The sequence below is a fragment of the Dyella japonica DSM 16301 genome (assembly GCF_001010355.1).
Taxonomy (GTDB): Bacteria; Pseudomonadota; Gammaproteobacteria; order Xanthomonadales; family Rhodanobacteraceae; genus Dyella; species Dyella japonica.
Map to the genome: position 1 here is coordinate 1 of NZ_JPLA01000020.1, position 26,596 is coordinate 26,596.

A 26,596-nucleotide genomic window follows, 5' to 3' on the forward strand; every position below is an offset into this window, starting at 1 on the left:
CGTTCGGGCTTATCCCAGCACGATGCTGCGGGCGTTATCAGGCCATTTTCTTTGGGTTACTTTTCTTTTGGGCCAGCAAAAGAAAAGTGACTCGAGCGGCGGCAGCCGATCGAAACGCCCGCCGCGTAGGCGGCACGCTGGCGTAACGCGACAACCGAGCGCAAAGTCACTGGATTCCTGCTTTCGCAGGAATGACGATCAAAAGCTGGATGACCAGCCATTCGGCTATTGAAAAGCGCCTCCTGCTTTCGCAGGAATGACGAGCAAAAGAGCGGCCCGCGCCGGGATGACGTGCAAAAACGGAGAGGATGAGGGCCAACCCTACCCCGGCGGAAACGTCACACTAAACCGCGCCCCATTGAACTCCGGCGACCGATCCACCACCAACTCGCCACCATAAGCGCGAATGATGTCCTGCACGATCGACAAGCCGATCCCGTGTCCCTGCACGCGCTCATCGCCACGCACGCCACGCTGCAGCACCGCCTCGATCTTGTCGTCATTGATGCCCGGACCATCGTCCTCGACGCTCAACCACAAGCCGGGACGCTGGCGGCCGGCGACGGGGCGCATCTTCACCACCAGCAGCACGCGATGGCGCGCCCATTTGAACGCGTTTTCCAGCAGGTTGCCCATCAGCTCGAGCAGATCGCCCTGCTCGCCGTAGAACGCCGCGTTGTCGTCGATATCGAATTCGCACAACACGTTCTTGGCGGCGTAGACCTTCTCCAGACTCTGCACCAGGTCTTCCGCGTGACCGGCGATGGGGATGGCGGTGGTGGCGAAGGTCTGGCGTCCGGACGTGGCAGCGCGCGCAAGCTGGTAAGCGACCAGCTCGTCCATGCGGCGCACCTGCTCGAGCACCGGATCGCGCAAGGCCGATTGCGCGATGGCGCTTTCCAGGCTGGAGCGGATCACCGCCAGCGGCGTCTTCAGGCTGTGCGCCAGGTCGGCCAGCGTGTTGCGCGTGCGCACGCGCTGCTCGCGCTCGCTGTCGATGAAGGCATTGATGCGTTCGGTCAGGCCGGTGAGTTCCAGCGGATATTGATCGCCCAGGTGCTCGCGTTCGCCGCGCTCCACGCGCGACATTTCGTTGGCCACCTTGCGCAGCGGCGTGAGGCTCCAACGCAGCAACAGCATCTGCAGCAGGATCAGCATCACGCCCAAGGACGCCAGCCAGAACACCAGGCTTCGTCGGAATACCGCGTTGCGTCCCTCAAGCTGGTCCTCGGTCTGCGCCACCATGAAGGTGAGGTGCACCGATTTCTTTTCAGCCGTATCGAGCGCCACGCCGTAGATGTAGTAGTACAGCCGCCCCATGCGGGTATCGACCGGGCCTACGAAGTGTTCTTCGCCTGGCGCCTGCGGATGCAGGAAGCCGAAGTCGCGGCCAATGGCCGAGGGCGACTCCCACTTGAAGCCGTTGTCGCCGATGGCGACGGCGTAAAGGCCCGAGCCCGGTCGCGAGAAACTCGGATCGGGCGGCGTGTCGGGCAGCAGTACCTTGCCGGAGCGACCGACTTCGGTGCCCGCCAGGTAAGCCACGACAAAATTCTGCAGGCGATCCTGCAGCCCCTTCAGCGAACTGTCGGCGGCCGTACGCGTGAGCGTAAGCCCGACCACGCCCAGGAACGCAGCCAGCACGAATCCCGTCGCCAGCGCCGCACGGCCCGCCAGTGACAGCGGGCGGCGCGGCGGCGATGGATCATTCGTCTTCGCTTTCGCTGCGAGGGATGGCAAAGCGGTATCCGCGTCCACGTACCGTCTCGATGGGCTTGAGGTTGCCTTCCGGGTCCAGCTTCCTGCGCAGGCGGCCGATGAAGACCTCCAGCACGTTGGAATCGCGATCGAAATCCTGCTGGTAGATGTGCTCGGTGAGGTCGGCCTTGGAGACCAGCTCACCGGCGTGCAGCATCAGGTATTCGAGCACCTTGTATTCATAGCTGGTCAGGTCGACCGGTTTGCCTTCCACCGTCACAGTCTGCGCGGTGGTATCCAGCTTGATCGGGCCGCAGGCCAGGATGGGCTTGGACCAGCCGCTGGCGCGGCGCACCAGCGCGTTGATGCGCGCCAGCAGCTCTTCGACGTGGAACGGCTTGACCAGGTAGTCGTCGGCGCCGTGCTTGAGGCCTTCGACCTTGTCCTGCCAGCCGCCACGGGCGGTGAGGATCAGGATGGGATAGCGCTGGCCGGCTTCACGCAGCGACTTGATCAGGTCCATGCCCGACATCTTGGGCAACCCTAAGTCGATGATGGCCAGATCGAAGGGCACTTCGCGTCCGAGGTACATGCCCTCTTCACCGTCCTGGGCCGCATCGACGGCAAAACCATCGCGCTTCAGGCGGGCGGCGAGGGTCTCGCGCAGGGGAGCCTCGTCCTCAACCAAAAGAATGCGCATCAGTGTTTCTCCTTGTTGCTTCCACCGTCACTGGACGGGTTCTTGGTCGAATCACTGGAAGCCGGCGCCTTGCTGGCCTCCGTGGTCACGGTCACCACGCGTACATGCCCGGTGGGCGTCAACACTTTCACGCGGTGTTCGAAGGAACTGCGGCCCCGCCGTACGGTACTGGCGGACAGTACTTTGCCACCGGTTTCATGCTGCACCTGGGTTACCGCCTGCTCCAGCGACATGGATGGCTCCGCGGACTGTGCCGCCCAGGCGACCGTGCCTGTCGACAGTGCCAGCAGCCATGCCAGGGGACGCAGGATTGTTTTCATTTTGTTAAACAAGCCCGGGGTAACGGCAGGGGGACGGTATCCATCGTCGTTCAGACTATGGAATCGCGGCTGAATATAGGCCGGACGAACCTGAACGGTCACGCGGCGATGCGTGGTTGTGCGATGGCCTGCTCCATCAGCGACCAGTCGGCCCCCGGCAAGTGGGCGCCCTCGCTGAGCCGGCGGCGGAAGCCGCGGGCCCCGGGCTCGCCCTGGTACAGCCCCAGCAGATGGCGGCTGATGTGCTTGAGCGCGGTGCCGCGGGCCAGCTCGGCCTCGACGTAGGGGCGCAGGCGCAGCAGCACGTCTTCACGGGTCGGCATCGGCTCGTCGTAGAGCGCGGCCTCGACCTGGGCGAGCAGGTAGGGGTCGTGATACGCCGCGCGGCCCAGCATCACGCCGTCGACCTGCTGCAGGTGTGCCTGCACCTGCTCCACCGAGGTGATGCCGCCGTTGATCACCACCACGAGGTCGGGAAATTCGCGCTTGAGGCGATACACGCGCTCATAGTCCAGCGGCGGGATCTCCCGGTTCTCCTTGGGGCTCAGGCCCTGCAGCCAGGCCTTGCGGGCATGCACCACCAGCACTTCCACGCCGGCGGCGATCATCGTCTCGGTGAAGTGCTGCAGGTCGGCGTAGTCGTCCTGGTCGTCCACGCCGATGCGGCATTTGACGGTGACCGAGATATCGACCGCATCGCGCATGGCCCTCACGCAATCGCCCACCAGGGCCGGCTCGCGCATCAGGCAGGCGCCGAAACGGCCCGACTGCACTCGGTCAGACGGGCAGCCCACGTTGAGGTTGATCTCGTCATAGCCCGCCTCCGCGCCATAGCGCGCGGCGATGGCCAGTTCGCCCGGCTCGCTGCCGCCCAGCTGCAGGGCCACGGGGTGCTCCTGCTGGCTGTGTTCGAGCAGGCGCAGCTGCTTGCCCCGGACCAGGGCGGCGCTGGTCACCATCTCGGTGTACAGGCGCGCATGCGGCGACAGCAGCCGGTGGAAATACCGGCAGTGGCGGTCCGTCCAGTCCATCATGGGCGCGACGGTGAGGCGCCAGTCGTCCGGCTGGATCGGCTGCCGCAAGGGGGAAATCAGGGCTGACATGGGGTCCATTGTACTTGGTTGGCCCGGCGGGTCGCGGAGCCCCCTATCCGCGCGGCTCATCCGCTGCGGCAGGTTGCCGCAATAAACCGTATCCCAGCACGCGCGGCCGCCTGAGCCAGGAAGGTGCCATGGCATAATGGCGCCTTCGCTGCACCCCCAGGGCAGCACTCGTCAGGCGCAGCGGGTTCCGCCCTCCCCACACGAGTCCGGTATCGGCCTGGCCGGTGCCCTGCCCGCAGCTTCCCCAAGATGTTTAGGACGGTACCGGCAATGGTGGCATTGGCGACGGAGCACGTGATCGACGTGCACCACTGGAACGACAGTCTCTTCAGCTTCCGCACCACGCGCGATCCGGGCTTCCGCTTCGACAGCGGGCAGTTCGTGATGATCGGCCTAGAAGTGGATGGCCGTCCGCTGATGCGCGCGTATTCGATCGCCAGCGCGAACTACGAAGAGCACCTGGAGTTCTTCAGCATCAAGGTGGCCAATGGTCCGCTCACCTCGCGCCTGCAGCACTTGAAGCCCGGCGACCCGCTGATCGTCAGCCGCAAGCCCACTGGCACGCTGGTGCTCAACGACCTCAAGCCGGGCCGGCATCTGTATCTGCTGGGCACGGGCACGGGGTTGGCGCCGTTCATGAGCCTGGTGCGCGATCCGGAAACCTATGATCGCTACGAGAAGATCGTGATCGCGCACGGCGTGCGCAACGTCAACGACCTTGCCTACAAGGACTATCTCGAAACCGAGCTGCCGCAGCACGAATACCTCGGCGAGCTGGTGCGCGAGAAATTGATCTACTACCCCACGGTGACGCGCGAAGCGTTCCGCAATCAGGGGCGCATCACCGACAACATCGTCGATGGCGCGATGAGCCACGCGATTGGTTTGCCGCCGCTGGATCCGGCGACGGATCGGGTGATGCTGTGCGGCAGTCCGTCGATGCTCGATGACACCTGCGCATTGTTGGATGCGCGTGGTTTCCAGGTGTCGCCGCGTACGCGTGAGCCGGGGGATTATGTGATTGAGCGGGCGTTCGTCGAGAAATAAAGCGCGGCCCTGATTTTTGCGGGGCATTCTTGCTTGTTGTGGGAGCGCACCCTGTGCGCGACGGCGCTGCGTTGTACCTCGACGCAAGGCCCGTCGCGCACAGGGTGCGCTCCCACAGTTAATTTCTCTCAGCGCCGCGGTTACTCCCAGATCTTGTAAACGCGCCCGGTCAACACACCTTCCACGCTGCGCCGATACACCTGCCCCACGCGCGCACCGTCCACCGCTTCGAATCCCGGGAAATACGGGCCATAGGCGTCGAGCGCCTCGGTGAGCACGGTCGCGCTCACTGCGTTGATGCGCAGACCGCGCGGCAATTCCGTTGAGGCCGCACGCACGAAGCCTTCGATGGCCGCGTTCACCGTGGTGGCATTGGTGCCCTGCTTGATCGGCTCCTCCGCCAGGATCCCACTGGTCAGCGTGAACGAACCACCATCACGCAGATGCGCGATACCGGCGATCACCGCATTCACCTGCCCCATCAACTTATCCTGCAGCCCGGACATGAACTGCGCGGGCGTGGTGTTCACCAGCTCGCCGAAATGCACGCTGCCAGCCGCGGTGACCACCGCATCAAGCTGACCGACCTGGGCATACATGCGCTCAATGCTCGCCATATCGGTGAGATCAACGCGTACATCCCCCGAGTGACGCCCGGCTCGGATGAGCTCGTGATGGGGCGCCAGGGCCCCCGCCACCGCCTGGCCGACGATGCCGCTGGCACCGACAAGTAGAATTCGCATGGTGAAGCCTCGTGGATGCGACCCGGCATGGGTCGCCAAGCGGCCAGTGTCCGCCGAGCGGCAGTAACAATAAACGTGCCATGATGCGAGCCATTCCGAACCATGGGTTTTCAATCATGGATACGCTGGCAAGCATGGCGATGTTCGTGCGAGTGGTGGATACCGGCAGTTTCGCGGCGGCCGCGGAAGCCAGCGGGGTGTCGCCGACCATGGCTGGCAAACATATCCGCGCCATCGAGCAGCGCCTGGGCGCGCGCCTGCTCCATCGCACCACCCGCCGGCAGCAGCTCACCGAGGTGGGCCGGCTCTATTACGAGCGCTGCAAGCTGGTGCTGGCCGATGTGGAACTGGCCGAGCGCAGCGCCCACGAGTTGCAGGCCACGCCGCGTGGCCGCCTGCGCATCACCGCACCGATGAGCTTTGGCAGCCGCAGGCTTACGCCGGCGCTCACCGACTACCTGCAACGCTATCCCGACGTCAGCGTGGAGCTGTCGCTGGACAATCGCGTGTTCGACCTGGTCAGCGAAGGCTATGAGCTGGGCATCCGCATTGGCGCGGTCGATGATCCGCAACTGGTTGCGCGCCCCCTGCTGCCGTACCGCATGCTGCTGGCCGCATCGCCCCAGTACCTGGCCAAGCACGGCAATCCGTCGCGTCCCGAGGAGCTTGCCAAGCACACCTGCCTGGGCCTCACCAACTGGCGTCGCCGCGATCAGTGGCGTTTGCTCGGGCCTGAGGGCGCTGAGTGTGACGTGCCAGTGCAGGGGCGGTTATCGGTCGACCATGGCGATGCCTTGCGTGTCGCGGCCCTGCATGGCGCCGGCATCGTGCTGCAGCCGGAAGTCCTGCTGGCGGAGGATCTGGCCGAAGGACGGCTGATGGCCGTGCTGCCCGAATGGGCGCCGCCGTCGACGCCGATGCACCTGCTGTATGCGCAGGATCGCCGGCCGACGGCGAAGCTGCGCAGCATGATCGAGTTTTTGCTGGAGCGGTTTGGGGTGTAGGAGCGCACCCTGTGCGCGAACGGCGCATCGCGCCGGCACTGCGTGCCGTTCGCGCACAGGGTGCGCTCCTACAAGGGCGACGCACCATCAATCGCGTACGCGACCCTGGCCTTCGTTGTCCCAGTAACCAAACACGCGGCGCGCAATCAGTTTGTAGAGGCGCTTGCCGGTGGCGCGCCACAGCAGCGCATGCGGCGCGGGCGTCTGCAGGATCACACGCTGCCTTGCAGTGAGGGCTTGCGCGCAGTACGTGCGCTTGTGCTTGAGCAGGTGACGCAGGTCTTCGCGAGCCAAGGCGCGGAACAAGGCCCCGCGTTTGCCGCGCGTCCAGGCGAGCTGGAAATCCACCAGCGCAGGACGACCGTCCACGCACACCAGCCAGTTGGGTTCCTTGGCGGTGTCGTTGTGCACGATGCCGCGCCGATGCAGGCGCGCGAGCAGGCGCAGTGCATCGCGGTAGTACGCCCGGTCACAGGGTCGCGCCTGTTGCATCGGTGCGCCGGCGATATAGCTGCGCAGCAGCTCGCGTCCGTTCCAGCCCAGCAGGACGGGTACGCCGTCCACGCCATCGAGCTTGCGCAGTGCACGCGCCTCGCGTGCGGCGGCATGACGCGCGAATGCGCGCGCCCACCAGCAGGCGGCATCGACATCGCGGCAGATCACGCGCACGCCATGCCGCTCCGTCACTGCGATGCGGCCCAGTTCATCGGACTTGAGCAGCATGTCGCCTGAGGTATCCACAAACGCTCCCCGCGGTTGTCGTGCGCCATTGTGGCCCAACCGCGTCATGCAGGCTGTGTAGCCGTGCCGATATGCTGCGCCCCAGGACATGGAGAACCTCATGCTGGAGATCGCGCTTTACGTGCTGGCCGCGCTGCTGATGATCGGCGGCCTGGCCGGCAACATCCTGCCTGCCCTGCCTGGCATCCCGATGATCTTCGGCGGCATCTGGCTGGCGGCGGCGGTGGACCAGTACCGGCACCTGGGCACGTGGTGGCTGGTGGTGATCGGCGTCCTCGGCGCCATCGGCGTGGCGCTGGACTTCGCGGCGGCGTCGCTGGGCGCCCAGCGGGTGGGCGCCAGCCGGCGGGCCATCTGGGGCGCCGGCATCGGCACCGTGGTGGGCATGTTCTTCGGGCTGGCCGGGCTCATCGCCGGTCCGTTCCTGGGCGCCCTGCTGGGCGAGCTGACCTCGGGCACCAGCGTGCTGCGTTCGGCCCATGTGGGCGTGGCCACGTGGCTGGGCTTGCTGGTCGGCACGTTCGTGAAGCTGGTGATTTCCTTTGTGATGATCGGCCTGTTTGCGTTTGCCATGCTGTTTGGTTGAACCCGGGGCCGGGACTGGCCATTCGGCTAGCGCGACCTTCGGCACATGGCGCGGCGTACGCGCTGCCCTATAGGCTCGGGGCACTCCACCTTCAGGGAAGTGCTCATGTCCAAACGTCTCGCCCTGGCACTGGCGGTTTCGCTGGTTGCCGTCGGTTCCGCCCAGGCGGAAACCAAGTCGCCCGCCTGGATCGAACGCAGCAACACCGATGCCAAGGTGCTGCTCGACGTGATGGCGAAGTTCAACCCGGAATTCGCCTCGCAGATCGGCGTGCCCGGCTTCGACGACAAGGTCGTCGACATGAAGCCCGACGTCGACGCGCGCTCGCGCGCCGCCTTCGTCGATGCCAAGGGCAAGCTCGAGAAGATGCTGGCCAGCGAGAAGGACGATAACGTCCGCCAGGATCTGCAGATCATGATCAAGGCCATCGATCAGCAGATCGAAGGCATCGATCTCAATCACAAGTACATGCTGCCGTACCAGGACGTGGGCCAGCTGATCTTCCAGGGCGAGTTTGTCCTGCTCAAGGACGACGTGGCCGCCAATCGCCGCCCCGCCGCGCTCAAGCGCCTGGAATGCTACGTGGGCAAGACCGCGGGCTGCACGCCGCTGGTCGAGCTGGCCAAGGCGCAGACCACCGCGCGCCTGGGCGAAAAGGACCTGATCGGCCCGTACAAGAACGAAGTGGAGCAGAAGCTCAGCAATACACCGCGCTACACCCAGGGCATCCGCCAGCTGTTCGCCAAGTACAAGCTCGATGACGCGCAGGGCAAGGCCGCGCTCGATGCGCTGGACAGCCAGCTCAAGGAATACGACGAGTGGGTGCGCACTACCATCGTGCCGCGCGAACGCGCCGACTTCCGCCTGCCCGAACCGCTGTATGCGTACAACCTCAAGCAGGTCGGCATCGATATCCCGCCGGAACAGCTGATCAAGGAAGCGCAGTTCGAATTCACCGAGCTGCGTTCGATGATGCAGATGATGGCGCCGGTGGTGGCGAAGGAAGAAGGCATCCAGGCCACCGACTATCGCGACGTGCTGAAGGCGCTGAAAAAGCAGCAGCTGGGCAAGGATGACGTGGTGCCCTGGTACCACGAGATCATCGGCAAGATCGAAGACACCATCCGCCGCGAACACATCATCACCCTGCCCCAGCGCAAGATGCAGATGCGCCTGGCCTCGGAAGCGGAAACCGCCGCCGTGCCGGCACCGCACATGGACCCGCCGCCGTTCATCAACAACCACGGCGAACAGGGCACCTTCGTACTGACCATGGGCAACCCCAGCGGCAGCAAGTCCGATTCCTATGACGACTTCACCTATAAGGCCGCCGCGTGGACACTGACCGCGCACGAAGGCCGCCCGGGCCACGAGCTGCAGTTCGCGGCGATGGTGGAACGCGGCGTGTCGCTGGCGCGTAGCCTGTTCGCCTTTAACAGCGTCAACGTGGAAGGCTGGGCGCTGTATGCCGAGTCGGAAATGCTGCCGTACGAGCCGCCGTCGGGCCAGTTCGTGGCCTTGCAGGCACGCCTGCAGCGCGCGGCGCGTGCGTATCTTGATCCGATGCTCAACCTGGGCCTGATCACCAAGGAACGTGCGCACGATGTGCTGCGCTACGACGTGGGCCTGTCCGAAGCGATGACGCAGCAGGAACTGGACCGTTACACCTTCAACAGCCCGGGCCAGGCCACTGCGTATTTCTACGGTTACATGCGCCTGCAGCAGACGCGCTTGAACACCGAGCTGGCGCTGGGCAAGGACTTCAACCGCCAGGCCTTCAACGACTTCGTGATCGGCCAGGGCCTGTTGCCGCCTGAGCAGCTCGCCGAAGCGGTGCGCACGCAGTTCATCCCGTCGCAGAAGAAGCAGGCGAAGTAAGAACGGCTGTTCAGTGCTGACGAGGCCGCGCTTTCGAGCGCGGCCTTTTCTTTTCTGGCGCGGGCGCGTGACCGCTGCGTTCCAGCCATTGCGCGAAGTGCGCCGTGTCAGCGCGCAGCGCCGGCGGCACCAGGATGTAGTCGCGGCTGGGCGGCTCGTCGGCGCGATGACGAAAACGAGCCGCGCCCTCATGGGCGAGCAATGCGTCTTGATCGGCTGCCGCCAGGCGCAACGCCAGGCCTTGACCTGACAGCCACGCGCACGGCTTTTCGTCGAACCAGGCCATCAAGCCGCCGAACATCGACTTGAAGCGCAGATCGTGTGGACGTCCCAGATGCGTGGCGGCGTCTTCCAGTTCCCGACGAAGTAGCTCGATCCCGGGATTCACATCAGCGCGTCGGGCAACACGTAGAGCAGCACGGCGAGATAGTGCAGCACGCTGCCGGCCAGCACGAAGAAGTGCCACACCGAGTGGTGATACGGCAGCTTGCGCCACAGGTAGAACGGCACGCCGAGCGTGTACGCCACGCCGCCGGCGATCAGCAAGACCATGCCGCCCGTCTGCAGATGCGCCAGCAAGGGCTTGAATGCAATCACGCCCACCCAGCCCATGCCGATGTACATAAGTACCGCGAGCTTGCGGTACTTCTTCAGCAGGCCCAGTTCGAGTGCGCTGCCCATCAGCGCCAGCGTCCACACCGTGGCAAACAGACTCCAGCCCCAGGCGCCCGGCAAGGCGATCAGGGTGAACGGCGTATAGGTGCCGGCAATCAGCAGGAAGATCGCGATGTGATCAAGCGTGCGCAACACGCGCTTGGCCAGCACGCCGGGAATGGAGTGATACAGCGTCGAGGCCGTGTAGCAGAGGATCAAGGTGGTGCCGAACACCGCGCTGGCCACCACGGCCCGGGTGTCGCCATACATCGCTGCAAACGTGACCAGGGTGACCAGGCCGGCAATGCTCAGCAGGATGCCGATGCCGTGGATCACGCTGCTGGCGAGCTCATCGCCGAAGGCATAGCGGGGGAGAGCCGTGCCGGAGGTGGCGGACATGGGGATTCCTTGAACGGAACGTACTGGAGCGTACGGCCCCGCCACCTTAGGACGCGCGATCCGATTCAACAAGAGCGGAAGCGGGCAGCCAGCAGGCACACCCGCGACGCAAGACCGCACGACGCCGGCGCGCCGTGCCGTCCGATCACTCGATGATGAAGGCGCCGAAGGCCACGCCCAGATCCCAGCCCTTGCCCGTGCCGCTGAGTGCGAGCGAGACGTTGCCCTTGGTCATCACCCGCGCACCGGCCGAGTTGGCCGCACCGGCATGCACGCCGGCATCGGCGTAATGGCCCTTGATCTCGCTGATGCTGCTGACACCGGAGAACTTGCCCACGCCATTGGTGATCTGGCTCTTGCCGAAGGTGAGCCCGCCGCCCTTGACGCGCAGGTGCACCGACAGGCTCTGGCCGTTGTTGCAGTGGACGGTGCCGTTGCCGGTGGCGGTCTGATAGAACACCGACCAGCCGGCGAGGTTGAAGCTCATCTTGCATTCGATATCGCCGGCATGCGCCGGCACCGACGCGGCCCAGCCGGCCACGGCCAGCACGGTGGCAGCCATCCACTTGGACATGCTCATTGCGGTTCTCCCTGGTTGCGCGCCGCCAGTAGGCAGCAAGCGCGCGATTCTGGCAATCGCTTGCCGGCCGCGGCGTGAACAGGCCATTCACCCAGGATGTACGCCATAGCAAGCCGCCAAGGCAAACAATGCGATAACCGGGCATCCCCTCTCTCTCCCCCGATGCCCGGCCTTACCGCCCCGCCTCCTGTGCGGGGCTTTTTTTGCCTTGCGACAACGCGCGCTACACGGTCAGCATTGGCAAGCTCTATGCTGATGTCGGATAGGGAATCAGGAGAGCCGCCATGTCTGCGATCGACCTGCTGTTGCATCTGGACCATCTGGACCTTGGCGTTGCCGCTCCGCGCGCCGCCCTGGCCTTGGCGCAACGGTTGGGCGCGCGGCTCGATGCGCTCTACGTGGCCGATCTGCCGGCCACCGCCTTCAGCCTTCCCGAAGCCGTACCCGTGCAGCTGGAAGAAACGCAGCGCCGCGTGGCCGAAGCGCGGACGCATGATCCCCAATGGCAGCAGGCCTTGGCCGCCCGTGCGCTCAACGGCAGCTGGCGAGTCACCCAGGGCGACACCGTCCAGGCAGTGAGTCAGGCGGCCTCCGGTTACGACCTGCTGGTGATGGAGCGTAGCCAGAAGCGCAGCGACGCCCCGGTCGGTTTCGGCTCGGTATCGCGTTGCGTGTTCGCCAGTGGACGTCCGGTACTGGTGGTGCCGGACGTGGCGCCCGTACCCAGCGTCGGTGCCAATGTGCTGGTGGCGTGGAACGGCAGCCGCGAATCCGCGCTCGCGCTGGCTGCGGCGGTGCCGCTGTTGCAGAAGGCCGATCAAGTGCGCGTACTGGACGGCAGCGAAATGAATGCGGAGATGTTGCCGGTGCTGCCGCCGCCCGGCCTGGCCGACTGGCTGCAGCGCCACGGCATCAACGCGCGCATCGATACCCTCGACAGCGGCCCCAGTCACGCCGCCGGGCCAGCGGTGCTGGAGGCTGCGCATAGCCAGGGCGCCGACCTGATCGTGATGGGTGCCTGGAGCCGCTCACGCCTCGCGCAAATGGTGCTAGGCGGCACCACCCGCCACCTGTTCATGCATGGCGATGTGCCGATGCTGGTGGCGCACTGAAAAAACCGCGATTTGGGCCATCGGGCTTCCGCCCCACAGAATAGCCTTCCATACGGCTACTTGCGCAAGCCTTTTTTTCGGGCTTAGGCTGCAACCGCACCGACACGATCCCTCCGCGTCCCCGCGCGGCGTGCACGGGCCATCCGCCTGTTCCAGCAGGCGTCAAAACTCACATCGATACGTCAGGAGGTCGCTTATGTCGTCCGCAAGCCTGGCTGTACCCCGTCACGCCCAGCCGGACCATGTCCGCATCGCCGCGATGAGCGTCGCCATCGCCCTCAACCTCGCCGCACTCCTTGCCCTGATGCGTCCGATGGCGCCGCAGCTGGCCGAGCAGGTACAACGCATCGCCACCACGCCAATCAGCTGGATTACCCCGAAGAAGGAGGTGCCCCCGCCGCCGCAGATCGAACTCAAAAAGCTGGTGCAACCGAAGACGGTGCCACATCCGCAAGCGCTAACGCATCCCCTGCCGTTGACGCCGCCGGTGGTCAACACCACCGACGATGGCACGGTGCCCGCGCCGCTGGTGCCGCCAACCATCGCTCCGCCGACGACGGACGTGACCAGTGCACCTGTCGAAGCCACCCTCGCCTATCGCGCGACACCGCTGAAATATCCCGCACAGGCACTGCATTCACGCCTGCAAGGGCAAGTGATCCTGAAGGTGCTGGTGGACGAGAACGGTGTTCCGCAAGAGGTCGCCATCGAACAGAGCAGCGGCTACACCCTGCTCGATCGCAGTGCCCGCGAGCAGGTGTTGAAGGGTTGGAAATTCGAGCCGGCGGTGGTGAATGGTCGGGCGGTGCGCGCATGGGCCCGCGTGCCGGTCACCTTCAATTTGAACGAGCTTTGAGCGGCGCGGCCGCGCTTTAGAACGATCTGAAGCGGAAGGCCCGACCTGCATCCAGTGGCAGGCCGGGCCCTTCCACGGCAAGCGAAACGTCAGTGGGCGTTGACCGGCGCCGGCTGCGCGGGGCCGCGCGCAAGACGCACGATGGCCCACACCATGGCCACCAGCACGATCACCGGCAGGCACAACGGCAACAGGGCGAGCGCCACGATGGGCGCGGCAATCAACAACGCGATGCCGCCGAACACCAGACCAAGTACGGCGCCGACCAGGCTGAAAAGACCGCCGATCAAGGCGAAGGCGAGCTTGAACACCAGGCCGATCAAGGCGACCCCGAGCCAAATGCCCACTATCAACATCAAGAGCACGCTTATCGCAAACATGATGTGTCTCCTCCCGGCGTCACTGCCGGCGACCGTTGCGCATCGAGCAGTTGTGGCAACCGATGCAAGTTTCAAGGCCTGCTTGGAAAGCATCGTGCGCTTTTGCGCCATGTCGCGCATGTCGCGAAAGTCATGTGCTGCGCCCTGCCCGGTGTTACGGGACTTTAACGATACGCATGCTCCACTGCGCGCCGGTTTCCATGAGTGACTTCGCATGGCCAAACACATGCAACACCTCAAGGCGCTGCGTGAAATCGCATTTGATCATGGGGTAGGCGAGCACCCCGACCTTGCCTCGATGGCAAGAGAACTCAGCCGCACGGTCTACCAGAACAAGCAGGCCCTTGCTGGCGATCTGGCCGATCTGCGCGAGCGCAACCGCGGCTTCGAACGCTGGCTGGTGGCGCAGCGCAACAAGCCGGACATCAGCGTGCTGGTGATGGCATGGCCGGCCAACTACGCCACCCCGATCCACGACCACAATGGCTTGTGGGGCCTGGAGATGGCCCTGCATGGCGCGCTCGAAGTGGAATCGTGGGACCGCGACCCACACGGGAAGAACCTGCGATTGACCGGCCGCGACTGGCTGGGACCAGGCGACGTCACCTGGTTCGACGCCGACGACCGCCACGTCCACCGCTGCCGCAACCTGTCCCGGCACGACACGGCCTTGACGCTTCACGTGTACGGTGGCGATCTGGCACAGTACTTTACATACCAAGAAGCTGGCAAAGCTGGCCAGTGGACCGCAAGCCAGCAGCGCAGCCCTTTGGCCGGTCGCCTGTATGCTTGAGGCCACACACGTGAAGACGTTTTTTTTGAGGGAGTGGCATGTATCGACGGGTCGCCATCATCGGCGGCGGTGCTGCAGCGGCAGCGCTGCTGAGCGAGCTGCTGGAACGCCAGCTGCCGCAGCCGTTGCATCTGGACTGGTATACCGGCGGCGGTAACTCCCCGCGCGGTGTCGCGTATGGCACGCGGTCCGACAAGCATTTGTTGAACGTCCGTGCGGCGTCGATGAGCATGTTTGCTGCCCGGCCGCATGGGTTCCTGGAATACGCCCAGCGCGGCGACGGCACCATCGCCGGCACCGATTTCCTGCCGCGCCGCCTCTACGGCGATTATCTCGAAGCCCAGGTGGAGCGCGCGCTCGAGCGTGCACGCGCCGCCGGCCACGACGTGCGTGTGCTGCCGTTCGGTGTGGATGCCATCGTGCCGGAGCACGACGGCGTCAACGTCATCCACGGCGAAGACAGCGCGCGTGTCGATGCCGCCGTGCTGGCCATCGGCTCGTTGCCGCCGCTGCCGTTGAATGGCGTCAGCGACGCCGCACTCGCCAGCGGCCAGTACGTGACCGAGCCCTGGGGTTTTCTCGCCCAGGCCAAACCGGACGCGCGTCCGCGCAAGGTGGTGCTGATCGGCCTGGGCCTTACCGCGGTCGACGTGTTGCTGGAGCTGTCGGCGCTGTGGCCGAACGCCACTTTCGAGGCAATTTCCCGCCACGGCCTGTTGCCGGAGCCACATCTGCAGCACGCTTCGGCGCCTGCCGACGACAGCGCCGAACTGATCGAGGCGATGCGCGAGGAGCCCTACATCCGCACCTGGATCCGCCTGCTGCGCGAAGCCATGGCGCAAAGCGCCGACTGGCGCACCGTGGTCGACAGCCTGCGGCCGCATACGCCGTCGCTATGGGCGCTGCTGCCGGAGGCGGAACGCTCGCGCTTCTTGCGCCATGCCCGCTGGGCCTGGGAGCGCGTGCGTCATCGCATGCCGCCGCAGGTCATGACGGCCATGAAGGCACTTGAGGACAGCAACCGGCTGCACCGTCGTCGCGGCCGCCTGCAGGCGGTCGATCTGGTCGGCGACAAGCTGCAGCTGGAGATTCGCCGTCCGCACGGTAAGGGCATCGAATCCATGGATGCGGATCTGGTCATCCAGACGGTGGGCCTCAATACGGATGTGCGGCGCACGCATCATCCCCTGATCCGGCAGCTGTCGACCAACGGCCATGTCACCGCCGATCCGCTCGGCCTCGGCGTCACCGCCTCTACGGATGGCCGGGTCGCGCACGGCAACCAGCCGTGGCCGCATTTCTACGCGATCGGCACCCTGCTGCGCGGCACGCTGTGGGAATCCACGGCCATGCCGGAGATAAGGCAGCAGGCACGCAATCTCGCCGACCGGTTGTTGAAGGGCGGCTGATAAAAAAGGAGCGCCTGGCGCTCCTTTTTTTGCGTGCCAGCGATTACCAGCCGCCTAAAACCAGCTTGCCGATCGAACTCGCGCTTTCCACTTGCTGATGTGCGCGACGCAAGTTCTCCGCATTGATCGCACCCAGGTTTTCGCGCAGCGTCGTGCGCAACACACCCGCGTCGACCAGATCGGCCACTTCGTTGAGCAGACGATGCTGCGCCTGCATGTCCTCGGTGTGGAACAGCGAGCGCGTGTACATGAATTCCCAGTGCAGCGAGATGCTCTTCTGCTTGAGCAGATTAATCTCCAGCGGCTTGGCCGGATCATCGATCAAGGCCAGCTTGCCCTGCGGCTTGAGCAGTTCCACCAGCTTCGCAAAGTGCTGCTCGGTATGCGTGAGGCTGAGCACGTCGTCCACGCCTTGCGGTGCGACCGCCTTCACTGCAGCGACCAGATCGCCGTGATGATCAACCACATGATGCGCGCCCAAGGCCTTCACCCAGGCCTGGCTGTCTTCGCGAGACGCCGTGGCGATCACGGTGGCATTGGTCAACGTGCGTGCCAACTGGATCGCCATCGAACCCACGCCTCCTGCACCGCCGACGACCAGGATGACGCGAGGACGCGCCGTGGCGCCGCGCGGCAGGTTGAGTCGGTCGAACAGCAATTCCCATGCGGTGATCGTGGTCAGCGGCATTGCCGCGGCCTGTGCGAAATCGAGCGTGCCGGGCTTGCGTCCCACGATCCGCTCATCCACCAGTTGGAACTGCGCATTGCTGCCGGAACGATCGATCGCGCCGGCGTAGTACACCGCGTCGCCCGGCTTGAACAGCGTGACGTCGGCACCCGTCGCCACCACGGTACCGGCCGCGTCCCAGCCCAGTACCTTGTCGGTGCCGTCAGGGTTGGCCCGCTGGCGCACCTTGGTATCCACCGGATTGACCGAGATCGCTTCGACCTGCACCAGCAGATCGCGCCCTTGTGGCGCGGGCTGCGCCAACTCGACGTCGAGCAGGCTGTGCGGATCGGTGATGGGCAGGATCTGTCGGTACGCGACGGCTTTCATGCAGCTCTCCTTGCGAATCTGAAAAGTCAGGGAATGATTTTGCGCCGACGAAAGTCATCAAACAGTCGCGCGAACATCGCCTTGGTTTCCACATGTTCGTGGAAGCCATAGCGCCGCGCCTTGGAACCGTCGCCAAACATGTCGTAGTCCCAGGAAAACACGAAGTCGGCAAAACGCCAGGACGATACCTCGGCATAGGCGTGCGGTGCGAGGCCATGCCGCTCGCCCATGGCATGCCACAGCGGCTCCTTGTCCGCCATCACGGTATCCAGCGACAGCGGCAGCGGCGGTGCGAGCTCAAGGCCGAAATAATCGGCAATGAAAGGCCACATCTCGTTCCAGCGGAACAGGTCGCCGTTGGTGATATTGAATGCCTGGTTGGCGCAACGCGGTTCGGTGGCCGCCCACACGGTGGCGCGGGCGAGCAGGCCGGCATCGGTCATTTCCAGCAGCCTGTCGTAGGCGCCCGGCTTGCCGGGAAAGCGCAGTGGCAGTCCGAGCTCCTTGCTGATCGACGCATACACGGCGATGGCGAGCGCGAGGTTCATCGGATTGCCCAGCGCAAACCCGCCGACCACCGCAGGACGTATTGCCGACCAGCTCCACGCCCTGCCCTGCTGGCGTTGTTCGAGCAGGCGTTGCTGATCGTGCATGAATTCCGGCGGCATGAAGGCCGCATCGGTTTCGCGTGCCGGCGTCTTGAACGGCCCCAGGTGTCCGCCGTAGACCTTGTAGCCCTGCATCAGGCTGATGTGTTCGAGCCGCGGCGCCACTGCTTCGATGGCATCGAGCACGTTCGTCAGCATCGCTACATTGGGCGGCACCAGCTCGGCCCAGCTGGATCGATCCTGGTAAGCCGCGTAGAACACGTGCGTTACTTGGTCGAGTTTGCCGAGCTTCGCCCGCGTGTCGTCGATATCGAGCAGATCGACGGCGATGTGTTGCACGCGGCCTTCGTCAGTGCCGCCGCGACGCGACAGGCCGATCACCTGCCAGTCGTCGCGTGTGGACAAGTGATCGATCAGATTGCGACCGATCACGCCCTGGGCACCCACCACGAGTGCCACCTTGCCTTGCTTGCTCATGCCTATCCTTTGCACGCGGAGGGTGTGATCAGGCGCCTACGGCACAGGCCGCTGCGACCAGGCCGCGACGCCGTTCCAGCGCTGCGCTGACCAAGGTGATCAGCAGGCCAAGCAAGGCCACCACCGCGCCGGCCACGCTCACCGACGGCAGGCCCAGCCCCATGCCGATCATCGAACCGCCAATGAAGGCGCCGATGGCATTGCCGAGATTGAAGGCCGCGATATTCAACGTGGAGGCGAGATGCGGACCATCGCTGGCCTGCTGCACCACGCGCATCTGCAGCGGCGGCACGGTGGCAAACGCCGCGATGCCCCACACGAACACGGTGACGATGGCGGCGACCGTGTTGTGCATGGTCCAGGCAAACGCCAGCATGATCAGCGACAGCGCGATCAGCACGCCCACCAGCGAGGGCATCAGGCGCCAGTCGGCCAGGCGACCGCCGAGCATATTGCCGATGGTGGTGCCCACGCCGAACAGGATCAGCACCCAGCCCGTCGCACCCACGCTCACGTGAGCCACCTGCTGCAGGATCGGCGCGATGTAGGTGAACACGGTGAACACGCCGCCAAAACCCAGCACCGTCATCAGCAAGGCCAGCAGCACCTGCGGCTGGCGCAGCACGCCGAGCTCGCGTTTCATGTTCGGCGACGGCAGGTCTGGCAAGGACGGCACCAGGCGCCACACGGCGATGGCGGCGATCAGGCCCAGGCCGGTAACGGCCATGAAGGTCGAGCGCCAACCCGCCCATTGGCCAAGAAAGGTACCGAACGGCACACCCAGCACGTTGGCCAGGGTCAGCCCGGTGAACATCAAGGCGATCGCGCGCGCAGCCTGGCCACGCGGCACCACATGCGACGCCACCACGGCGCCAATGCCGAAGAACGAGCCATGACAGAACGCGGCCACCACGCGCGCCACCATCAGCACGCCGTAGTTGGGCGCCACCGCGCAGAGCGCGTTGCCGAGGATGAACAGGCCCAGCAACAGCAGCAGGGCGTTGCGGCGCTCCATGCGCGCCGTGAGCGCGGCCAGCAACGGCGCACCTGCCGCCACGCCGAGCGCATAGCCGGAGACCAGCAGCCCAGCGGAGGGGATGCTCACGTGCAGATCCGTCGCCACTTCGGGCAGCAGGCCCATGATCACGAATTCGGTGGTGCCGATGGCGAACGCGGCAACCGACAGGGCCAGCAGGGCTAGCCGGGAGGAACCGGCAGCTGGCGCATCGGCGCCACCGGAGGAAAGCGAGGGGTTCATGGGAGGCAGTCCCTGAAGGAAACGGACGCCACTGTGCGCCTTGTGGATCTTTGCGGGAATTGAGCAAACTAGAGAGGCATCTTTTCCTGGAAGTTAAAGATGCCCCACCCGCCACGCCGTACCGGCCTCGCCAAGGTCTCCAGAACATGGTCGATTTCGAAGATATGCGGCTGTTCGTCCGCGCCGTGACCGAAGGCAGCCTGTCGGCCGCCGGGCGTGAACTGGGCTTGTCTCCCGCCGCCGCCAGCAAGCGGCTGACCCGGCTGGAGACGGCGCTGGGCGTGCGCCTGCTCCAGCGCAGCTCGCGCCGCCTCGTGCTCACCGAGGAAGGCACGCTGTATTTCGAGCGCTGCCAGGCCATCATCGCCGACGTGGACGACGCCAATTCGGCCGTCGGCCTGCGCCAGCTGGAAGTACGCGGGCAGCTGCATATCTCCGCCGCGGTGGATATGGGACGCCAGTATGTGGGGCCCATCGCCGCCGCGTTCGCCGAACAGCACCCGCAGCTGCATCTGCGCATCACCAATTCCGACGCGATGCTCGACCTGTTCGAATACGGCGTGGATGTCGCCGTGCGCGGCGGCACCATGACCGACTCGCGGCTGGTGTCGCGCCTGCTGACCAACAACTTCCGCGTGCTGTGCGCCTCGCCGGCGTATCTGGAACGGCACGGCCATCCTCGCCATGCCCACGAACTGCAGCAGCACCGCTGCCTGATGCTGCACCGCCCCGGCCACGGCGTGCTGCCGTGGATCGTGCAGAGCCCCGATGGCCCCCGACCGCTCCGCGTGGAAGCGGCCATGACCTGCGACAACGGCGACCTGATGCGCAGCCTGGCCGTCGCCGGCCACGGCATCGCGTTCAAGTCGGCCTGGGATATCGCCGACGATGTGCGCGCCGGCCGCCTGGTGCCGCTGAAGAACGAGGTGTTCCTGCCCGACGCCCATGTCTACGCCATCTACCCCAGCCGGGCCTACCTGCCGGCGCGCATCCGCCTGTTCGTGGATCACCTGCAGCAGGAACTGCAGGCACGCGAACGCGATGTGCTCGATACTGTGCGCGACGCCATGCGTTGATGCGGGGAACCCATGCTGGATAAGGATCGCCTCATTCACCTCGTCGGTGGCGCGGCATGTTGACCACCATCGTCGGCGGCCTGTTGCTGGTACTGCACATTGCCGGTGTGCTCGCCGCCATGCACGCGGTGATCAATACGCGCACGCCGCAGGGTGCGTTTGCGTGGGCGCTGGGCCTGGTGTTGCTGCCGTACGCCACATTGATTCCCTATCTCTATCTCGGACGCAGCCATTTTCACGGCTACGTGGACCTGCACCGCGCGCGGCGCGACCAGATGCAGGCGCTGGCGGATGCGCAGCTGGCCAATGGCTCCAGTGGCCCCGAGGTGAATGAACGCTACGGCGAAATCGCACATATGCTCGGCGCGCGTTTCCATCCGGGGCAACGGCTGCGGCTGCTGATCAACGGCGACGCCACGTTCGAGGCGATCTTCGCCGCGATCAACGAAGCCAAGCGCTGCGTGCTGGTGCAGTTCTTCATCATCCACGACGACATGCTGGGCAAGCGCATGCAGCAGGCGCTGATCGACCGGGTGCGCGCCGGCGTGGATGTATGCGTGCTCTACGACGGCATCGGCAGTCACGCGCTGCCGAACGAGTACGTGGAAACGCTGCAGGAAGCGGGCGTGATCATCCATCCGTTCGCCACGCAAAGGCGGAGCAACCGCTTCCAGCTCAACTTCCGCAATCACCGCAAGATCGTGGTGGTGGACGGCGTGCGCGGTTTTGTCGGCGGCCTCAACGTGGGCGACGAATACCTCGGCCTTAAGCCGCCGCTGGCGCCCTGGCGCGATACCCACCTGGAAATCGAAGGCCCTGCCGTGGCCGACCTGCAGCGCAGCTTCGCCGAAGACTGGCACTGGGTCACCGGCGAGTTGCCGCCGTTGCTCAAGCCCCAGCAAGGGTCCGGCAACGCGCACACGCTGATCGCGGCCACCGGGCCGGCCGATCGACAGGAGACCTGCTCGCTGTTCTTCGTCTCGCTGATCCACGCCGCGCGTCAGCGGCTATGGATCACCACGCCTTACTTCGTACCTGACCAGGCGGTGATGTCGGCGTTGCGGCTGGCGGTGTTCCGCGGCGTGGACGTGCGCGTGCTGATTCCGTGTCGCCCCGATCACCGCACCGTGTTTCTCGCCACCAGCCTGTACGCCCACGACGCCGTGCTCGCCGGCATCCGCGTGTTCCGTTATCAGCCGGGCTTTGTGCACGAGAAGGTGTTGCTGGTGGACGACGACACCGCCTCGGTAGGCAGCATGAATCTGGACAATCGTTCGTTCCGTCTCAACTTCGAGATCGGCGCGTTGAACGTGGATGAGGAATTCGCCACCGAAGTGGAAACCATGCTCAGCGATGACTTCGCCCATGCGCATGAGGTCACTGCCGCGGAATATGAGAAGGCGCCGTATCTGCGGCGACTTGCGATGCATGTGGCGCGATTGTTCGATCCGGTGCTTTGAGGCGTACCACCACTTTGTAGGAGCGCACCCTGTGCGCGACCAACGTCGCGATCTCTCGCGCCGCGGTACCTTCGGTCGCGCACAGGGTGCGCTCCTACAACGGCGGTCGGGCGATCAGCCGGTCGCCTTGTTGCCGTGAAGCAGATAAAGGCTGCCGGTAAGCACCGCCGCCGTCAGCGACAACATCGCGGCCACCACGAACATCGGCCCGTAGCGTCCACCCGAAGCGATCCAGCCACCCAGGGGACCGGTCACGCCCAGCGCCACATCGATAAACACCGAATACGCCGCCAGCGCCGCGCCGCGATTGCTGCCACTCACCCGCTCCACCGCCACCACGCCGAGCGCGGGGAAGATCAGCGAAAAGCCGATGCCGCTCAGCGCGGCGCCCAGCATGGCCATCGCGGGGTGATTGGCCATCGCCAGCACGATCAGGCCGGCGCATTCCACCAGCAAGGAAACGAGCGCGGTGCGATAGCCGCCAAAATGCGCGATGGTCCAGCCCAACACCAGGCGCACGCCAACGAAGCACACGCCAAACACACTCAGCGTGGGTGCGGCACCAGACCAGCCCTCCCGCGCGTAATACAGCGTGATGAAGGTGGCGATCACGCCAAAGCCCACCGAAGCCAGCGCCAGGCCCATGCCGTAAGGCGCCACACGGCCGAAGACGTGGTGCATCGGCAGGCGCTCGCCGGCCTCCACGTGTACGGCGGGTCGACGCCATGCCAGCAACAGACCCAGCACCATCAACAGCACCGCCGCGATGCCGATGCTCGCGAAGCCGGCCGCACTGGTCAGCACCACGCCCAGCGGCGCGCCGACCGCGAGCGCGCCATAGGTGGCGATGCCGTTCCAGGAAATGACCTTGGCCGTGTGCTCCGCACCCACGCGGCCGATGCCCCACATGATGCAACCGGTGGCCACGCAGCTCTCGCCCATGCCCAGCGCCAACCGCGCCACCAGCATCACGCCCACTGACGCGATCGGCCACGCGCGCAGCAGGGCCGCGGCGATCATCAGCAAGCCGCTGATCGCGCATGCCACCAGGCCGATCAGCGCAGCGCGCTTGGGGCCGGCGGTATCGGAAGTGCGTCCCGCAAAACCGCGGCTCAACAAAGTGGCCACGTATTGCGTGCTGATCACCAGGCCGGCCAGCACGGCGCCAAAGCCAAGCTCGCTGTGCACGAACGGCGGCAGCACCGCCAGCTGCATGCCGATCACCAGATAGGCCAGGAAGGTGAACAGAACGATCTGGACGATTCGTCGGGTCAGCGGCAAGCCGCTGGCGCCCGCTTCAACGTGAGTATTCATGGGTACTGCTTTGAGGGAGGAAACAGCGGCGTCATCGGCGCAAGGGGGAATCGCCGAACACGCGCGTTACACGGACGTGCGACGACGTGCGAACAACAGCCAGCCAATGAAAACACCGACGGCCACGCCGACGAACTCGAAGAACACGCGTGCACCGAGATTATCCGGATCGTGCACTTCGGCCAGGCGTATTTTCAGCAGCTGCAGCGACTGCACGCGGCCGTAGTTGAAATAGATCAGGTTCCACATGTCGCTGCCGCCGGCGAGGATCACGCCGATCACGCTGGCCCAGCCAACCTCCAGTCCGAGGCTCCAGCCCTGGCTACGGCCGAACAAATGCAGGCCGACGTAGAGGAGCAGACCGATGACCAGGGCAATCGCACCAGCCTCCAGCGCACCCACGATTCCGTAGCCCATCCACGACTGGTCGAAAAACATGCCTCTGGTCCCTATCGGTTGCCGTGGGCTCATTATGCCTGCGACGACGGTCCGGCCGGGCCATACCATCGTCTGGGGTGGAGAACGGCCAGCCTGAACACACCATAGGGATGACAAATCACGCGTCGAACGCGTCACACCACGCCCCCTTCAGGCCCACTAGACTTTCCGGCGCAACCTTTTGCGAGACTCGACGCGACCATGAGCCCATCCATATGAGCCCATCCATATGAAACCAGCCGTCAGCCGCCGCGCCGCCCTGATCCTGGTCGACGTGCAGCCGGACTTCATGCCCGGCGGCGCGCTTGCCTGCCACGAGGGGGACGCCATCGTTCCGGGCATCGACCAGCTTTTGAAGCGGGATGTCTTCGAGCATGTCGTGGCCACCCAGGACTGGCATCCCAAGGGCCATGTCTCGTTCGCCACCTCCCACCCGGGGCGTGCGCCGTTCGACCGCATTCCGCTTTATGGCCATGCGCAGACGCTGTGGCCCCCGCACTGCGTGCAGGAAACGCCGGGAGCGGCGCTGCATCCGTCGATCGACTGGTCGCCGGTGGATACGGTGATCCGCAAGGGCGACGATCCGCGCGTGGATTCGTATAGCGGCTTTCGCGAAAACCATGGGCCGCACGGCAAGCGTCCGTCCACCGCGCTGCACGGTTGGCTGCGCGAGCAAGGCGTGGACGAGGTGTATGTCTGTGGGCTGGCACGCGACGTGTGCGTGCTGTGGACCGCGCAGGATGCGGTGGAACTGGGTTACCGCACCCACGTGCTATGGGATCTCACCCGCCCGGTATCACCGGAGACGGATATCCCCACGCGCCTGCGTTTCGAGAATATGGGCGTGGATGTGATCGATTCGACCGCGCTGGCCTGAGCGTCTCAGCCTTCGTTTTCCGAGGCCACGCTGACCTGCGGATCGCCGTCTTCGTCAACGCTCACGCTGATGTTGATCGGACGGCAGCAGACCTGGCAGTCCTCGATGTAGTGCTGGCTGTCGACGGAGCCATCGACCAGGATCTCGATGGCTTCGCCGCAGTACGGGCAGTGGATGAAGACTTGATCGAGCATGGCGCCCTCCTCGACTCCCCTGTTCTGACGATCGCTCAGCGCTTGGCCAGCGAGAGCGACGAACCCCACTTGTTCACTTCGACCAGGGCGGTTTCGCCGGCGGCCAGGTTGGTGTCGACATGGGCATTGTCGCCCGCCCTGTGACACGCGCCGGAGTTGCGCAGCGATACGGTGTGCGCGCCGCTGGGCAGGTAGAACGTGGCCTGCTCGCCGGTTTCCAGCTGGGCGGCAAACTTGTCGTCGACCAGCACCTGGCTGGAACAGCCGCCGCCGAAGTAACCGTTGCTGCGCACGATCTGCAGCGTGGCATTGCCGTCGCCCGGGGTCTGGTAGAGGAACTGGCGGTTGGACACCACGTCCTTGATGACCTTGTCATGGTCGTTGGTCACCCCGCAGCCGGTCAGGGCCACCAGGCCCAAGGCCATCCATACCGCACCTGCTGCTTTCTGCCTGATCTTCATCACCGGACTCCACCTTGGATAGTTGGCTGCTCGAGCATCGCCAATACGCGATCAATCGACTGTGAATCGTACGCTCAGGGCACCGGTGGTTCCCATGCCGAAGGGCACAGGATTTGAAACCAGCCCTCACGCGCAGTGCGCCGGGCCAGCTGCAGCACGGCCTTGTCCTTGCTCAGCAGCCACTGGGCGCCCGAGGCCAGCGCCAGCTCGAGGAATTTCTGATCGTCCGGATCGGCGCAGCGCGGCAGCTTGATGTCCGGGCGTGGCGTCATGGCGGCTGGCGGCAGCAGCGACACCGCCTGGTCGAACGCCGCCATGGCCTGCTGGCGTGCGGCCTCGCCGAGGCCGAACTGGGGATAGCTCAGCACCGCCTGCCATTCCTCGCGGCAGGGCTCATCCACCACCGCGATCACCAGGGCCTGCTCCAAGGCTGCCTTGAGGCGCTCGCAGGCACGATCGCGAAACACGAACAGGTCGAGCGCGACATTGGTGTCGAGCACGATGCGGGGCACGGATTTGGACATGGCGCGCATGGTGGCACAGCCACCCGGTTAAAATGAGCGTCCTACCTGGTGGAATACCGACATGTCCGAACGCCTCTTCGACCACTACGCGGTCCACACCACGGCGGTTGCCGAGGGCTCGCGCTACACCGCCTGCATCGTCGTCACGCCGCGCGAACGCGGCGGTTTTCCAGTGTATTTCGCCATCTGCGAGAACCGCAGCTTCCGCGAACAGGCGCTGGCCGAAGCCGCCGCCGACAAGGCGCTTGCCGCCATCGAATCGCTGGAAGAGGACGGCACGCCGGTGTTCCCGGAAGGCTATACCGGCTTCGACGACGAACCACCCGCGGCATGACCACGCTGAAGTACCTCGGCGGCTATCCGCCGGCGCTGCTGGACAAGGTGCGCCAGCTGATAGCCCGCGATGAGCTGGGCACCTATCTGGAACAGCGCCATCCCGGCCGCCACGAGGTGCAGAGCGACAAGGCGCTGTATGCCTATACCAATGCCCTGCGCCAGGAGCACCTGCGCAACGCGCCCGGCATCGACCGCGTGTGGTACGACAGCAAGCTGGATGTGATCAGCAAGGCGCTGGGCATGCACACGGCGATTTCGCATGTGCACGGCGCTCGCATGAAGGCGCGCAAGGAGATCCGCATCGCCTCGCTGTTTCGCGATACGCCGCCGGAATTCCTCAAGATGATCGTGGTGCACGAACTGGCGCACCTGAAGGAAACCGAGCACAACAAGGCGTTCTACCAGCTGTGCGAATACATGCAGCCGGACTATCACCAGCAGGAACTGGACCTGCGCCTGCTGCTGACCTGGCGCGATGCGCTTGAGGCGCGCACGCCGCGATAGAATCGCCAC

The 26,596-nt window shown here is 65.2% G+C and carries 31 protein-coding genes; 13 read left to right on the plus strand and 18 right to left on the minus strand.

Annotated features, from left to right (window positions below; genetic code table 11):
- Positions 1-321 precede the first annotated feature (321 nt).
- The 4 genes from Y882_RS07445 to dusA all read right to left on the minus strand — a co-directional run bounded on the left by Y882_RS07445 (position 322) and on the right by dusA (position 3,830).
- Complete coding sequence (locus tag Y882_RS07445) at positions 322-1,740, minus strand: ATP-binding protein (RefSeq protein WP_046971279.1); 1,419 nt, start codon at positions 1,738-1,740, stop codon at positions 322-324.
- On the minus strand, positions 1,706-2,398 hold the full coding sequence (locus Y882_RS07450; RefSeq protein WP_046971280.1) for a response regulator transcription factor: 693 nt from the start codon (positions 2,396-2,398) through the stop codon (positions 1,706-1,708). The genes Y882_RS07445 and Y882_RS07450 overlap by 35 nt, the downstream gene beginning before the upstream one ends.
- Positions 2,398-2,718 (minus strand): PepSY domain-containing protein, encoded by a 321-nt coding sequence (locus Y882_RS07455; RefSeq protein ID WP_046971281.1) that lies wholly within the window; start codon positions 2,716-2,718, stop codon positions 2,398-2,400. The genes Y882_RS07450 and Y882_RS07455 overlap by 1 nt, the downstream gene beginning before the upstream one ends.
- Positions 2,719-2,816: 98 nt before the next feature.
- The gene (gene dusA, locus Y882_RS07460) at positions 2,817-3,830 is read right to left on the minus strand and encodes a tRNA dihydrouridine(20/20a) synthase DusA (protein WP_046971282.1); all 1,014 of its coding nucleotides are present in this window, start codon (positions 3,828-3,830) and stop codon (positions 2,817-2,819) included.
- A 261-nt stretch (positions 3,831-4,091) separates the two neighbouring features.
- Between dusA and Y882_RS07465 the strand changes: the two genes are divergently transcribed.
- The gene (locus Y882_RS07465) at positions 4,092-4,868 is read left to right on the plus strand and encodes a ferredoxin--NADP reductase (RefSeq protein ID WP_046971283.1); all 777 of its coding nucleotides are present in this window, start codon (positions 4,092-4,094) and stop codon (positions 4,866-4,868) included.
- 140 nt (positions 4,869-5,008) lie between these two features.
- Here Y882_RS07465 and Y882_RS07470 read toward each other — a convergent pair whose 3' ends face one another.
- Complete coding sequence (locus tag Y882_RS07470) at positions 5,009-5,611, minus strand: short chain dehydrogenase (RefSeq protein WP_046971284.1); 603 nt, start codon at positions 5,609-5,611, stop codon at positions 5,009-5,011.
- 116 nt (positions 5,612-5,727) lie between these two features.
- Between Y882_RS07470 and Y882_RS07475 the strand changes: the two genes are divergently transcribed.
- Positions 5,728-6,615: a LysR family transcriptional regulator gene (locus Y882_RS07475; protein WP_046971285.1), complete on the plus strand. Its 888-nt coding sequence runs from the start codon at positions 5,728-5,730 to the stop codon at positions 6,613-6,615.
- Positions 6,616-6,702: 87 nt separating this feature from the next.
- Here the strand turns inward: Y882_RS07475 and Y882_RS07480 are convergent, their stop codons facing one another.
- Positions 6,703-7,338 carry an RIO1 family regulatory kinase/ATPase domain-containing protein gene (locus tag Y882_RS07480; protein ID WP_046971286.1) on the minus strand — a complete coding sequence of 212 codons (636 nt, stop codon included), beginning with the start codon at positions 7,336-7,338 and terminating at the stop codon, positions 6,703-6,705.
- 121 nt (positions 7,339-7,459) lie between these two features.
- On the opposite strand from Y882_RS07480, the gene Y882_RS07485 reads away from it, so the two are divergent.
- A complete protein-coding gene (locus tag Y882_RS07485; protein ID WP_046971374.1) occupies positions 7,460-7,942 on the plus strand; it encodes a DUF456 domain-containing protein in 483 nt (160 codons plus the stop codon).
- 105 nt (positions 7,943-8,047) lie between these two features.
- Positions 8,048-9,820 carry a DUF885 domain-containing protein gene (locus Y882_RS07490; protein WP_046971287.1) on the plus strand — a complete coding sequence of 591 codons (1,773 nt, stop codon included), beginning with the start codon at positions 8,048-8,050 and terminating at the stop codon, positions 9,818-9,820.
- A 10-nt stretch (positions 9,821-9,830) separates the two neighbouring features.
- On the opposite strand, the gene Y882_RS07495 is transcribed toward Y882_RS07490, so the two are convergent.
- The 3 genes from Y882_RS07495 to Y882_RS07505 all read right to left on the minus strand — a co-directional run bounded on the left by Y882_RS07495 (position 9,831) and on the right by Y882_RS07505 (position 11,447).
- Positions 9,831-10,208, minus strand: a complete 378-nt coding sequence (locus Y882_RS07495) for a TfoX/Sxy family protein (protein WP_046971288.1) — start codon at positions 10,206-10,208, stop codon at positions 9,831-9,833.
- Positions 10,205-10,873 (minus strand): PAQR family membrane homeostasis protein TrhA, encoded by a 669-nt coding sequence (gene trhA, locus Y882_RS07500; RefSeq protein ID WP_046971289.1) that lies wholly within the window; start codon positions 10,871-10,873, stop codon positions 10,205-10,207. Before trhA ends, Y882_RS07495 begins: the two co-directional genes overlap by 4 nt.
- Positions 10,874-11,018: 145 nt before the next feature.
- Positions 11,019-11,447 (minus strand): hypothetical protein, encoded by a 429-nt coding sequence (locus Y882_RS07505; RefSeq protein ID WP_046971375.1) that lies wholly within the window; start codon positions 11,445-11,447, stop codon positions 11,019-11,021.
- Positions 11,448-11,737: 290 nt separating this feature from the next.
- Here Y882_RS07505 and Y882_RS18795 point away from each other — a divergent pair, with 290 nt between their 5' ends.
- Together Y882_RS18795 and Y882_RS07515 are read left to right on the plus strand one after the other, a co-directional pair.
- Positions 11,738-12,565, plus strand: a complete 828-nt coding sequence (locus Y882_RS18795) for a universal stress protein (RefSeq protein WP_052949769.1) — start codon at positions 11,738-11,740, stop codon at positions 12,563-12,565.
- A gap of 196 nt (positions 12,566-12,761) precedes the next feature.
- Positions 12,762-13,421: an energy transducer TonB gene (locus Y882_RS07515; protein ID WP_046971290.1), complete on the plus strand. Its 660-nt coding sequence runs from the start codon at positions 12,762-12,764 to the stop codon at positions 13,419-13,421.
- A gap of 89 nt (positions 13,422-13,510) precedes the next feature.
- On the opposite strand, the gene Y882_RS07520 is transcribed toward Y882_RS07515, so the two are convergent.
- The gene (locus tag Y882_RS07520; RefSeq protein WP_046971291.1) at positions 13,511-13,801 is read right to left on the minus strand and encodes a hypothetical protein; all 291 of its coding nucleotides are present in this window, start codon (positions 13,799-13,801) and stop codon (positions 13,511-13,513) included.
- Between the two features lie 214 nt (positions 13,802-14,015).
- Here Y882_RS07520 and Y882_RS07525 point away from each other — a divergent pair, with 214 nt between their 5' ends.
- A complete protein-coding gene (locus Y882_RS07525; protein ID WP_046971292.1) occupies positions 14,016-14,594 on the plus strand; it encodes a cysteine dioxygenase in 579 nt (192 codons plus the stop codon).
- A gap of 38 nt (positions 14,595-14,632) precedes the next feature.
- Positions 14,633-16,003 (plus strand): FAD/NAD(P)-binding protein, encoded by a 1,371-nt coding sequence (locus Y882_RS07530; protein WP_046971293.1) that lies wholly within the window; start codon positions 14,633-14,635, stop codon positions 16,001-16,003.
- Positions 16,004-16,046: 43 nt separating this feature from the next.
- Here Y882_RS07530 and Y882_RS07535 read toward each other — a convergent pair whose 3' ends face one another.
- From Y882_RS07535 to Y882_RS07545, 3 genes are read right to left on the minus strand one after another with little or no spacing between them, the layout of a single operon-like run.
- Complete coding sequence (locus Y882_RS07535) at positions 16,047-17,060, minus strand: zinc-binding alcohol dehydrogenase family protein (protein ID WP_046971294.1); 1,014 nt, start codon at positions 17,058-17,060, stop codon at positions 16,047-16,049.
- Between the two features lie 26 nt (positions 17,061-17,086).
- Complete coding sequence (locus Y882_RS07540) at positions 17,087-18,145, minus strand: SDR family oxidoreductase (RefSeq protein WP_046971295.1); 1,059 nt, start codon at positions 18,143-18,145, stop codon at positions 17,087-17,089.
- 28 nt (positions 18,146-18,173) lie between these two features.
- Entirely contained in the window at positions 18,174-19,403 is a 1,230-nt protein-coding gene (locus Y882_RS07545; RefSeq protein WP_046971296.1) for an MFS transporter, read from the minus strand.
- A 146-nt stretch (positions 19,404-19,549) separates the two neighbouring features.
- Between Y882_RS07545 and Y882_RS07550 the strand changes: the two genes are divergently transcribed.
- Both Y882_RS07550 and cls read left to right on the plus strand, forming a co-directional pair.
- Positions 19,550-20,479, plus strand: a complete 930-nt coding sequence (locus Y882_RS07550) for a LysR family transcriptional regulator (protein WP_046971297.1) — start codon at positions 19,550-19,552, stop codon at positions 20,477-20,479.
- 56 nt (positions 20,480-20,535) lie between these two features.
- Positions 20,536-21,939, plus strand: a complete 1,404-nt coding sequence (cls, locus tag Y882_RS07555) for a cardiolipin synthase (protein WP_046971298.1) — start codon at positions 20,536-20,538, stop codon at positions 21,937-21,939.
- 114 nt (positions 21,940-22,053) lie between these two features.
- On the opposite strand, the gene Y882_RS07560 is transcribed toward cls, so the two are convergent.
- On the minus strand, positions 22,054-23,253 hold the full coding sequence (locus Y882_RS07560; protein WP_046971299.1) for an MFS transporter: 1,200 nt from the start codon (positions 23,251-23,253) through the stop codon (positions 22,054-22,056).
- Positions 23,254-23,319: 66 nt separating this feature from the next.
- Entirely contained in the window at positions 23,320-23,691 is a 372-nt protein-coding gene (locus Y882_RS07565) for a hypothetical protein (RefSeq protein ID WP_046971300.1), read from the minus strand.
- Positions 23,692-23,920: 229 nt separating this feature from the next.
- Between Y882_RS07565 and pncA the strand changes: the two genes are divergently transcribed.
- Entirely contained in the window at positions 23,921-24,568 is a 648-nt protein-coding gene (gene pncA, locus Y882_RS07570) for a bifunctional nicotinamidase/pyrazinamidase (protein WP_046971301.1), read from the plus strand.
- Between the two features lie 5 nt (positions 24,569-24,573).
- On the opposite strand, the gene Y882_RS07575 is transcribed toward pncA, so the two are convergent.
- The 3 genes from Y882_RS07575 to Y882_RS07585 form a co-directional block, all read right to left on the minus strand.
- Positions 24,574-24,762, minus strand: a complete 189-nt coding sequence (locus Y882_RS07575) for a CPXCG motif-containing cysteine-rich protein (RefSeq protein WP_046971302.1) — start codon at positions 24,760-24,762, stop codon at positions 24,574-24,576.
- 35 nt (positions 24,763-24,797) lie between these two features.
- Positions 24,798-25,223: a hypothetical protein gene (locus Y882_RS18800; protein WP_052949772.1), complete on the minus strand. Its 426-nt coding sequence runs from the start codon at positions 25,221-25,223 to the stop codon at positions 24,798-24,800.
- Between the two features lie 74 nt (positions 25,224-25,297).
- Positions 25,298-25,747, minus strand: a complete 450-nt coding sequence (locus tag Y882_RS07585; RefSeq protein WP_342018529.1) for a putative toxin-antitoxin system toxin component, PIN family — start codon at positions 25,745-25,747, stop codon at positions 25,298-25,300.
- Positions 25,748-25,808: 61 nt separating this feature from the next.
- Here Y882_RS07585 and Y882_RS07590 point away from each other — a divergent pair, with 61 nt between their 5' ends.
- Together Y882_RS07590 and Y882_RS07595 are read left to right on the plus strand one after the other, a co-directional pair.
- Positions 25,809-26,081: a hypothetical protein gene (locus tag Y882_RS07590; protein WP_046971304.1), complete on the plus strand. Its 273-nt coding sequence runs from the start codon at positions 25,809-25,811 to the stop codon at positions 26,079-26,081.
- Positions 26,078-26,587 (plus strand): M48 metallopeptidase family protein, encoded by a 510-nt coding sequence (locus Y882_RS07595; RefSeq protein WP_046971305.1) that lies wholly within the window; start codon positions 26,078-26,080, stop codon positions 26,585-26,587. The genes Y882_RS07590 and Y882_RS07595 overlap by 4 nt, the downstream gene beginning before the upstream one ends.
- Positions 26,588-26,596: the final 9 nt, after the last annotated feature.

Excerpts from the sequence above, each read along its gene's own strand:
- Y882_RS07450 (WP_046971280.1), bottom strand. The coding sequence starts at position 2,398 with ATGCGCATTCTTTTGGTTGAGGACGAGGCTCCCCTGCGCGAGACCCTC.
- Y882_RS07455 (WP_046971281.1), bottom strand. The coding sequence starts at position 2,718 with ATGAAAACAATCCTGCGTCCCCTGGCATGGCTGCTGGCACTGTCGACA.
- dusA (WP_046971282.1), bottom strand. The coding sequence starts at position 3,830 with ATGGACCCCATGTCAGCCCTGATTTCCCCCTTGCGGCAGCCGATCCAG.
- Y882_RS07465 (WP_046971283.1), top strand. The coding sequence starts at position 4,092 with ATGGTGGCATTGGCGACGGAGCACGTGATCGACGTGCACCACTGGAAC.
- Y882_RS07470 (WP_046971284.1), bottom strand. The coding sequence starts at position 5,611 with ATGCGAATTCTACTTGTCGGTGCCAGCGGCATCGTCGGCCAGGCGGTG.
- Y882_RS07475 (WP_046971285.1), top strand. The coding sequence starts at position 5,728 with ATGGATACGCTGGCAAGCATGGCGATGTTCGTGCGAGTGGTGGATACC.
- Y882_RS07480 (WP_046971286.1), bottom strand. The coding sequence starts at position 7,338 with ATGCTGCTCAAGTCCGATGAACTGGGCCGCATCGCAGTGACGGAGCGG.
- Y882_RS07490 (WP_046971287.1), top strand. The coding sequence starts at position 8,048 with ATGTCCAAACGTCTCGCCCTGGCACTGGCGGTTTCGCTGGTTGCCGTC.
- trhA (WP_046971289.1), bottom strand. The coding sequence starts at position 10,873 with ATGTCCGCCACCTCCGGCACGGCTCTCCCCCGCTATGCCTTCGGCGAT.
- Y882_RS07505 (WP_046971375.1), bottom strand. The coding sequence starts at position 11,447 with ATGTCCAAGTGGATGGCTGCCACCGTGCTGGCCGTGGCCGGCTGGGCC.
- Y882_RS18795 (WP_052949769.1), top strand. The coding sequence starts at position 11,738 with ATGTCTGCGATCGACCTGCTGTTGCATCTGGACCATCTGGACCTTGGC.
- Y882_RS07515 (WP_046971290.1), top strand. The coding sequence starts at position 12,762 with ATGTCGTCCGCAAGCCTGGCTGTACCCCGTCACGCCCAGCCGGACCAT.
- Y882_RS07520 (WP_046971291.1), bottom strand. The coding sequence starts at position 13,801 with ATGTTTGCGATAAGCGTGCTCTTGATGTTGATAGTGGGCATTTGGCTC.
- Y882_RS07525 (WP_046971292.1), top strand. The coding sequence starts at position 14,016 with ATGGCCAAACACATGCAACACCTCAAGGCGCTGCGTGAAATCGCATTT.
- Y882_RS07530 (WP_046971293.1), top strand. The coding sequence starts at position 14,633 with ATGTATCGACGGGTCGCCATCATCGGCGGCGGTGCTGCAGCGGCAGCG.
- Y882_RS07535 (WP_046971294.1), bottom strand. The coding sequence starts at position 17,060 with ATGAAAGCCGTCGCGTACCGACAGATCCTGCCCATCACCGATCCGCAC.
- Y882_RS07540 (WP_046971295.1), bottom strand. The coding sequence starts at position 18,145 with ATGAGCAAGCAAGGCAAGGTGGCACTCGTGGTGGGTGCCCAGGGCGTG.
- Y882_RS07545 (WP_046971296.1), bottom strand. The coding sequence starts at position 19,403 with ATGAACCCCTCGCTTTCCTCCGGTGGCGCCGATGCGCCAGCTGCCGGT.
- Y882_RS07550 (WP_046971297.1), top strand. The coding sequence starts at position 19,550 with ATGGTCGATTTCGAAGATATGCGGCTGTTCGTCCGCGCCGTGACCGAA.
- cls (WP_046971298.1), top strand. The coding sequence starts at position 20,536 with ATGTTGACCACCATCGTCGGCGGCCTGTTGCTGGTACTGCACATTGCC.
- Y882_RS07560 (WP_046971299.1), bottom strand. The coding sequence starts at position 23,253 with ATGAATACTCACGTTGAAGCGGGCGCCAGCGGCTTGCCGCTGACCCGA.
- Y882_RS07565 (WP_046971300.1), bottom strand. The coding sequence starts at position 23,691 with ATGTTTTTCGACCAGTCGTGGATGGGCTACGGAATCGTGGGTGCGCTG.
- pncA (WP_046971301.1), top strand. The coding sequence starts at position 23,921 with ATGAAACCAGCCGTCAGCCGCCGCGCCGCCCTGATCCTGGTCGACGTG.
- Y882_RS07575 (WP_046971302.1), bottom strand. The coding sequence starts at position 24,762 with ATGCTCGATCAAGTCTTCATCCACTGCCCGTACTGCGGCGAAGCCATC.
- Y882_RS18800 (WP_052949772.1), bottom strand. The coding sequence starts at position 25,223 with ATGAAGATCAGGCAGAAAGCAGCAGGTGCGGTATGGATGGCCTTGGGC.
- Y882_RS07585 (WP_342018529.1), bottom strand. The coding sequence starts at position 25,747 with ATGTCCAAATCCGTGCCCCGCATCGTGCTCGACACCAATGTCGCGCTC.
- Y882_RS07590 (WP_046971304.1), top strand. The coding sequence starts at position 25,809 with ATGTCCGAACGCCTCTTCGACCACTACGCGGTCCACACCACGGCGGTT.
- Y882_RS07595 (WP_046971305.1), top strand. The coding sequence starts at position 26,078 with ATGACCACGCTGAAGTACCTCGGCGGCTATCCGCCGGCGCTGCTGGAC.